The sequence below is a fragment of the Moorena sp. SIO4A5 genome (assembly GCF_010672005.1).
Taxonomy (GTDB): Bacteria; Cyanobacteriota; Cyanobacteriia; order Cyanobacteriales; family Coleofasciculaceae; genus Moorena.
Genome location: NZ_JAAHHZ010000038.1, coordinates 56,755 through 63,310, shown reverse-complemented (window position 1 = coordinate 63,310; position 6,556 = coordinate 56,755). Strand labels below are relative to the sequence as shown.

Below are 6,556 nucleotides of genomic sequence, written 5' to 3'. Positions count from 1 at the left end.
GAGGGGAATTGGCAGCAGGTCAAATCTTGATTGAGCCATTAGCTGTTGCTCGTTTGGATAATAACCCCGATACTCCTGAAAATGGCAGAAGTCAGTTTTATTTACAAGGCGGTTTGTGATTAGAGGGAGTAGGGAGTAGGGAGTAGGGAGTAGGGAGTAGGGAATAGGGAGTAGGGAATATGGCATCAAAAATTATCACAATTGATTTAGGATACCTAAAGTAGGAAGTAGGAATTTAAACCTGTTAATTTTCCTTAATTAACAGGTTTGGTGTTTAAATTTATCCTATTCTATAGCTAGATTATCCTTGAAAATTGCAACTAGATAGCGATTAGCATCCTGTCAATAATGATAAGTAAAAACAAGGATATGCTAACCAAAATTAGGGGTTGTTTAGAGATAGCAATTTGGCGATAATTTGATTAGTAACATTGCACAAAAAAGATACAATCTACTGCTTTATTGGCAATAATCAATAACTCAGTTTGAATCCCAACTGCTCTATTCCCTATTCCCTATTCCCTACTCCCTACTCCCTACTCCCTATTCCCTATTCCCTATTCCCTGTTCCCTATTCCCTTCCGTATAAATATGACATCCCACTACAATTCCCCTGGCCTAACCACATTAGCCTATCGAGTTAGCACCCATGGCACCAGTTTCCAACGGATGCTAGCAGGTCTGCGTACTGAAACGGCTTCCCCAAATGACTCAGACCAAGGTAACCGACCTCTGGCTACTCTCAATACCAGCCACCGAGATGACCCTGCGATCGCATTTCTGGATAGCTTAGCTACTGTTGTTGATGTACTTAGCTTCTACCAAGAACGGATTGCTAATGAAGGGTATCTCAACACAGCTACTGAACGGCTCTCGGTTCTGGAATTAACTCGCACTATCGGCTACGAGCTCAATCCTGGTGTTGCGGCTAGTACTTTCCTAGCTTTCACCGTTGACGATACCCCTGGTACGACTAGCGTTGCTACAGTTCCCAAAGGAACCAAAGTTCAAAGTGTTCCAGGACAAGGGGAACTACCTCAGACCTTTGAAACCATTGAGGAGATTGAAGCGAGAGCACAATGGAATGCCCTGACACCTTATCGACCTTTGGTCAAACAAACCCAGTCAATTAGTGGTAACACTACCGAACTATTCCTAGAAGGCATCAATACCCAACTCCAACCTGGTAATTTACTGATACTGATCGACCCGTCTGCAGCAGCATCCAATCAAAGTCATTTTCTGACCTTACAAACCGTTGAACCCAATACTCAAGACGGTTACACCAAAGTTACTTGGTCCCCAGCACCAGACCAACCCAGCATCGAATCCCCCCAAGTCTTTGCCTTTCGACAGCAAATTAACCTATTTGGTAGCAATGCTCCCGATTGGAAAGAGTTACCAGATGATACCAAGCGTAAGTATAGTGCGATCGCAGGTGGTATTTTTTACTCTACCGATCGCGGAAACAATTGGAATTCCGTGTCTACAGGTCTATTGAAAAATGCTGATATCCGAGCTTTGGCTACCTGGCAAGATGTGGTTTTTGCTGGCACTCATAAGGGGATTTTTTACTCTACCGATGGTGGTCAGGAATGGATTCCCATTAACCAAGGATTGACCAATACAGATATTCATGCCCTGACGATTAACGCTCAAGGCCATCTGTTTGCTGGAGCCACTGGTGGTAATGTGTTTCGCTCCACTGATGGCGGGGAAAGCTGGGTAACCATTGGCACTGGGTCTCTGACTATTGTTGAACATCGCATTCCCGCCACAGCAGAGGGTTCGGAAAGTTGGACTCCTGTGAATACCAGCTTGCCCAATACGGTTGTGCGATCGCTATTTACTTACTCTTCTTATTACTCTTCCTCTTCCGAATCGTCTTTCTCTGAACAAACTATCCTGGCCGGAACTGAAGATGGAGTTTTTCGCTCTACCGATAGCGGCAAAAGCTGGATACCGGTGAATACCGGTTTGCCAAATACGGATACCAATACTGGCTTAACTAGTACTGTTGTCTATTCCCTAATCACTGCCGTAATCAATAATGTAAATTACCTGTTTGCTGGCACAGACCAGGGAGTGTTTCGCTCCACTAATAATGGGGATAGCTGGGAAGTAGTGAATACAAACTTGCCTACTATCATAATAACCACAGGGGAAAGAACAACAGAAGTTATTAATACAGTAGTCTATTCCTTGGTTACCTATGAGCGCGATGGCACCACTTACCTATTTGCTGGCACAAACCAAGGGGTGTTTCGCTTCAATAATGATCGGAATAACTGGCAATCCGTTAATACAGGTTTGCCGATTACACCAGAGAGAACAGATGTAATCGATATCCTAATCTATTCCCTAGTTGCTGATACTAGTAATAATCCCCACTATCTGTTTGCAGCCACAAACAGGGGTGTATTTCGCTACGAGGAACCCCAAATTCCTGAGAATAACTGGATGCTGATCAATTCGGGCTTCACCAGTAATGATGTTCGGTGTATTATAACCTATCAAAACAACACTATTATAGCTGGCTCCAAATTTACTGGCTTAGTGGCAACAGAATGGCCTGGTTTTACCATTCAAAACAACCATATTGATCTTGATGCTACTTACTCCACTATATTAGTAAGCAGTTGGATAGTGCTGATGCACTCAAGCCGCAAACAACTATACAAAATTAATCAGGTAACTACTGTAGCACGGGATGATTTCCTACAGAGTGGAAAAATCACTCGCCTTGAGTTGGATTCAAATCAGAATCTGGCCGAGTTTGGTTCAGAGCGCTTCCGTGAAACAGTGGTTTTCGCTCAAAGTGAACAGTTAGCGCTGTTTGAGCCAGCAATTCAAGAAAATCTTCCCCTTGAAGGTGATCAAATTGAGTTGGAGCAATTGATAGAAGGGCTAGAGACCGGAAAAACACTTGTTGTCAGTGGTAAGAAGGATCCAAGTCAAATTACTCAAACCACTACGGTCGATGAGGAAACTATTAATGAGGTAGTTGTGATTAAATCTATCTCTAGCTCTATCTCTAGCAACCAACAACGCTCTACTCTCACCCTGACTCAGTCACTCCAAAACCGTTACGACCGCACCACAGTAACCATTAATGCTAATGTTGCTCAGGCTACTCATGGTGAAACAGTGGTGGATGAAGTGCTTGGTAGTGGTGATGGTACCTTAGGAAATCAGAAGTTTGTACTCCAGAAGCCTCCTTTAACCTACATTTCTGCTAGTAGCTCTAGCGGTAGTGAAACCACTTTGGAGGTAAGGGTCAATAATATAGTGTGGGAAGAAGTGCGATCGCTTTATGGTTTAGATGACCGCCGCCAAGCCTACATTGTCCGTATTGATGATAATGGCAACACTAACATTACCTTTGGGGATGGACAAAGCGGTGCTCGTCTACCCACAGGAGATGAAAATATTACCGCCACCTATCGCAGTGGTATCGGCTTGGATGGGGAAGTAGGGGCTGGGAGTCTTACTGTTCTGCAAACCAGACCCTTGGGAATTGTAGATGTTACTAATCCCCTAACCGCCATCGGAGCAGCTTCTCCAGAAACCCGTGACCAAGCTCGGTCTCAAGCTCCTGTCAATATTTTGCCCATGGAGCGCATTGTCTCAGTGCAAGATTTTGAGACATTTACCCGTAGCTTTGCTGGTATTGGTAAAGCCAAGGTAGCTACTTTAGAGATTGGGCAAAACTTACCCTTGATTCACCTTACCATTGCAGACCGTAATGGCAATCAAGTCAGCCCTGATTCTATATTATATACTAATCTGGTCAATGGAATTAATGCTGCTCGTGACCCAGCTCAGCAGCGCCGTCTGGCGGTAGCGTCTAAGGTTGAAATTGATAGTTATGAAGCCCTTTACTTTAATCTTCAAGCAGGGATATGGGTGGATTCTCGTTATCGCAGCGATCTGGTTTTATCTGAGGTTAAAACACTATTAGTGTCTGCTTTTGCCTTTGAACAGCGTACCTTTGGTCAAGGGGTAACAGCGGCAGAAGTAACAGCATTAATTCAGGCCGTTGATGGCGTAGAAGCGGTTAATTTAGAAGCACTATATTTAACTGGAACGACTCAGGAGCTGAAGTCATCCTTAGAAGCGCGTTTAGCTATTTGGAATAGTGAGACTAAACAGGCTCTACCGGCTCAGTTGTTATTGCTTAATTCTCAGGATGGAGTTAGTTTACATTTGGTTTAAAGGGAGCAGGGAGTAGGGAGTAGGGAATAGGGAATAGGGAACAGGGAACAGGGAACAGGGAAAAAATTCGGCGTTGCTTAATAATGGAATGATTTTAAGCGTTTTGTGGAACGGGCATCTTGCCCGTTTCCTGCCATAGCCCATAAGCTGATAGCTGAATGCTTAGATTACAAGTCAAAATCCTCTGGATTTATCCCTTCAGCGTGAGTGCTTAAAACTATAGGTCAATGGTATGGGACTCAGAGCTATTGAGAGAGTTAAAGGAGTTAACCACACCACAGTGATAACTGGGATTAAAAAAGTGGGATAATTATTGCCAGATGCCTAGGAAGCACAAGGAATTCCCGAGGTAGGAGAACTCGATCAATTAGAAACATTTGTCAAGTAAAAAAAAACAAATCTGGCTATGGACAGCGGTAGAGCACTTTCAAAAAGGTATTTTGGGATTGGTTTTGGGAGATCATAGTCCGATATATTGCTCATTCATTATCTAAAATTATGAGATGTTATAGTTCCTTATGCTTAGGAATATTCTGTACGTAAGCGTAAGCATTTATTTGGAATCATACTTCAATTCAGCAACGCAAAAAAAAGACCCATGATCGGGTCTAGAAACAATATAGTTAGAAGCCCATCAGACTATTGAGCTTCCCAAAAATATTTGTGAATAAATTATAGTGTTAGTTTTTCCCCATAAATGAAGAGCAACTACTAAATAGATGAACCTGACAATCACAAATTATTAGAATAATAATAATGAATCGCGAAAGAGATCAGGATTATCGATTTGACTAGCCTGAACTCCAACTACAACCGCTAGAAGGTCACCGTTACCAATTATTTCAGTTCCTTGGTTAGTATCAGAAAATTCCAAGCTCCCAAAATCTAAGTCTTGGCCTACAAAGAATGGGAGTAGAACAAATTTAGCTTGACTAAGATCAAAATTATAGATAGTATCATACCCCTGCCCTGCAGTTAAAATGACTTCAGCAGCACCGGTTCCTAAAAAGACTTGGTCTAGACCCTCGCCACCAAAAATTCTATCGTCTCCACCATTACCAAAAATAATATCATCGCCATCGCCACCAGCAATAATCTCTCGGTCTGAAGATCCCGTTAAAGTATCATTTCCTCCAGCAAAATCAATAAGGATATCAAAGCCATCATTGCTACCGTTGCCATTTATTACATCATCACCAGCACCGCCAAAAATTGTATCAGCTTGGGAACCACCATTGATTTGGTCATTTCCAGCATCACCGAAAATCAAATCATTGCCACCATTGCCATTAAGCTGGTCATCACCAGAACCACCTTCGATGGAATCATTGCCAGAGCCACCATTGATTTGATCATTGCCAGCACCACCTAAAAGAGTATCATTGCCACCATTGCCATTAAGCTGGTCATCACCAGAACCACCTTCGATGGAATCATTGCCAGAACCACCATTGATTTGATCATTGCCAGCACCACCTAAAAGAGTATCATACCCGCCGTTACCATTAATCTGGTCATCACCAGGAGTACCCTCAAGCAAATCATTCCCTGGTGTTCCATTGATGATATTAGTCATGTTTATTTTCCTTGATAGTAAATACTATCCTTGATCACTAAAACAATTATCCCATAAAAAATATTGTTTAAATCCCGAACATAAAAGTTCAGTAATTTGTCTGATTAACTACAGATTATTGACTATCAAAATGCTTAAATTATTACAATAATAAACAAAGTCATTGACTAGACAAGGGGTTTTAAATTATCTTAGTGCTATCCGGTAAATATACTTTAATGAGAGAATAAAAGTCCAAGTATTAGTGGTCAAATAATGTTATTGACTACGGGTGTAAAAGCACAATACCCTATCGGTATCCAAAGGCGTTCCCGTAGGGTCTCTGTAGGAGAATCCCAGCCATCAAAAAGATAGATCTAACCGCAGTCCTAGTCATTACAAAAAAAAAAGACCCATCATCGGGTCTAGAAACAATAATATAGTTAGAAGCCCATCAGACTATTGAGCTTCCCAAAAATATTTGTGAATAACTTATATTGTTAGTTTTTCCCCATAAATGAAGAGCAACTACTAAATAGATGAAGCTGACAATCACAAATTATTCGAATAATAATATTGAATCGCGAAAGAGATCAGGATTATCGATTTGACTAGCCTGAACTCCAACGACAACCGCTAGAAGGTCACCGTTACCAATTATTTCAGTTCCTTGGTTAGTATCAGAAAATTCCAAGCTCCCAAAATCTAAGTCTTGGCCTACAAAGAATGGGAGTAGAACAAATTTAGCTTGACTAAGATCAAAATTATAGATAGTATCATACCCCT

At 41.8% G+C, this 6,556-nt stretch carries 5 protein-coding genes and 2 pseudogenes; 3 read left to right on the top strand and 4 right to left on the bottom strand.

The features are described 5' to 3' along the window. Nucleotides 1-186, bottom strand: a pseudogene (locus tag F6K57_RS14035) (hypothetical protein); the annotation flags it as partial. A gap of 299 nt (nt 187-485) precedes the next feature. Between F6K57_RS14035 and F6K57_RS14030 the strand changes: the two are divergent. Continuing rightward, nucleotides 486-644, top strand: a complete 159-nt coding sequence (locus F6K57_RS14030; protein WP_293068492.1) for a hypothetical protein — start codon at nt 486-488, stop codon at nt 642-644. Beyond that, nucleotides 592-4,215 carry a putative baseplate assembly protein gene (locus tag F6K57_RS14025; RefSeq protein WP_293068489.1) on the top strand — a complete coding sequence of 1,208 codons (3,624 nt, stop codon included), beginning with the start codon at nt 592-594 and terminating at the stop codon, nt 4,213-4,215. Before F6K57_RS14030 ends, F6K57_RS14025 begins: the two co-directional genes overlap by 53 nt. Here the strand turns inward: F6K57_RS14025 and F6K57_RS14020 are convergent. Beyond that, the gene (locus F6K57_RS14020) at nt 4,201-4,359 is read right to left on the bottom strand and encodes a hypothetical protein (RefSeq protein WP_293068486.1); all 159 of its coding nucleotides are present in this window, start codon (nt 4,357-4,359) and stop codon (nt 4,201-4,203) included. The genes F6K57_RS14025 and F6K57_RS14020 overlap by 15 nt on opposite strands. Nucleotides 4,360-4,411: 52 nt before the next feature. Between F6K57_RS14020 and F6K57_RS14015 the strand changes: the two are divergent. Beyond that, a pseudogene (locus tag F6K57_RS14015) lies at nt 4,412-4,682 on the top strand (IS1 family transposase); the annotation flags it as partial. 275 nt (nt 4,683-4,957) lie between these two features. Here F6K57_RS14015 and F6K57_RS14010 read toward each other — a convergent pair. Together F6K57_RS14010 and F6K57_RS14005 are read right to left on the bottom strand one after the other, a co-directional pair. Further along, entirely contained in the window at nt 4,958-5,791 is an 834-nt protein-coding gene (locus tag F6K57_RS14010) for a calcium-binding protein (protein WP_293068483.1), read from the bottom strand. A gap of 538 nt (nt 5,792-6,329) precedes the next feature. Continuing rightward, the coding region (locus F6K57_RS14005; protein WP_293068480.1) for a hypothetical protein at nt 6,330-6,556 on the bottom strand (227 nt) is incomplete at its 5' end.

Excerpts from the sequence above, each read along its gene's own strand:
- F6K57_RS14020 (WP_293068486.1), bottom strand. The coding sequence starts at position 4,359 with ATGGGCTATGGCAGGAAACGGGCAAGATGCCCGTTCCACAAAACGCTT.
- F6K57_RS14025 (WP_293068489.1), top strand. The coding sequence starts at position 592 with ATGACATCCCACTACAATTCCCCTGGCCTAACCACATTAGCCTATCGA.
- F6K57_RS14010 (WP_293068483.1), bottom strand. The coding sequence starts at position 5,791 with ATGACTAATATCATCAATGGAACACCAGGGAATGATTTGCTTGAGGGT.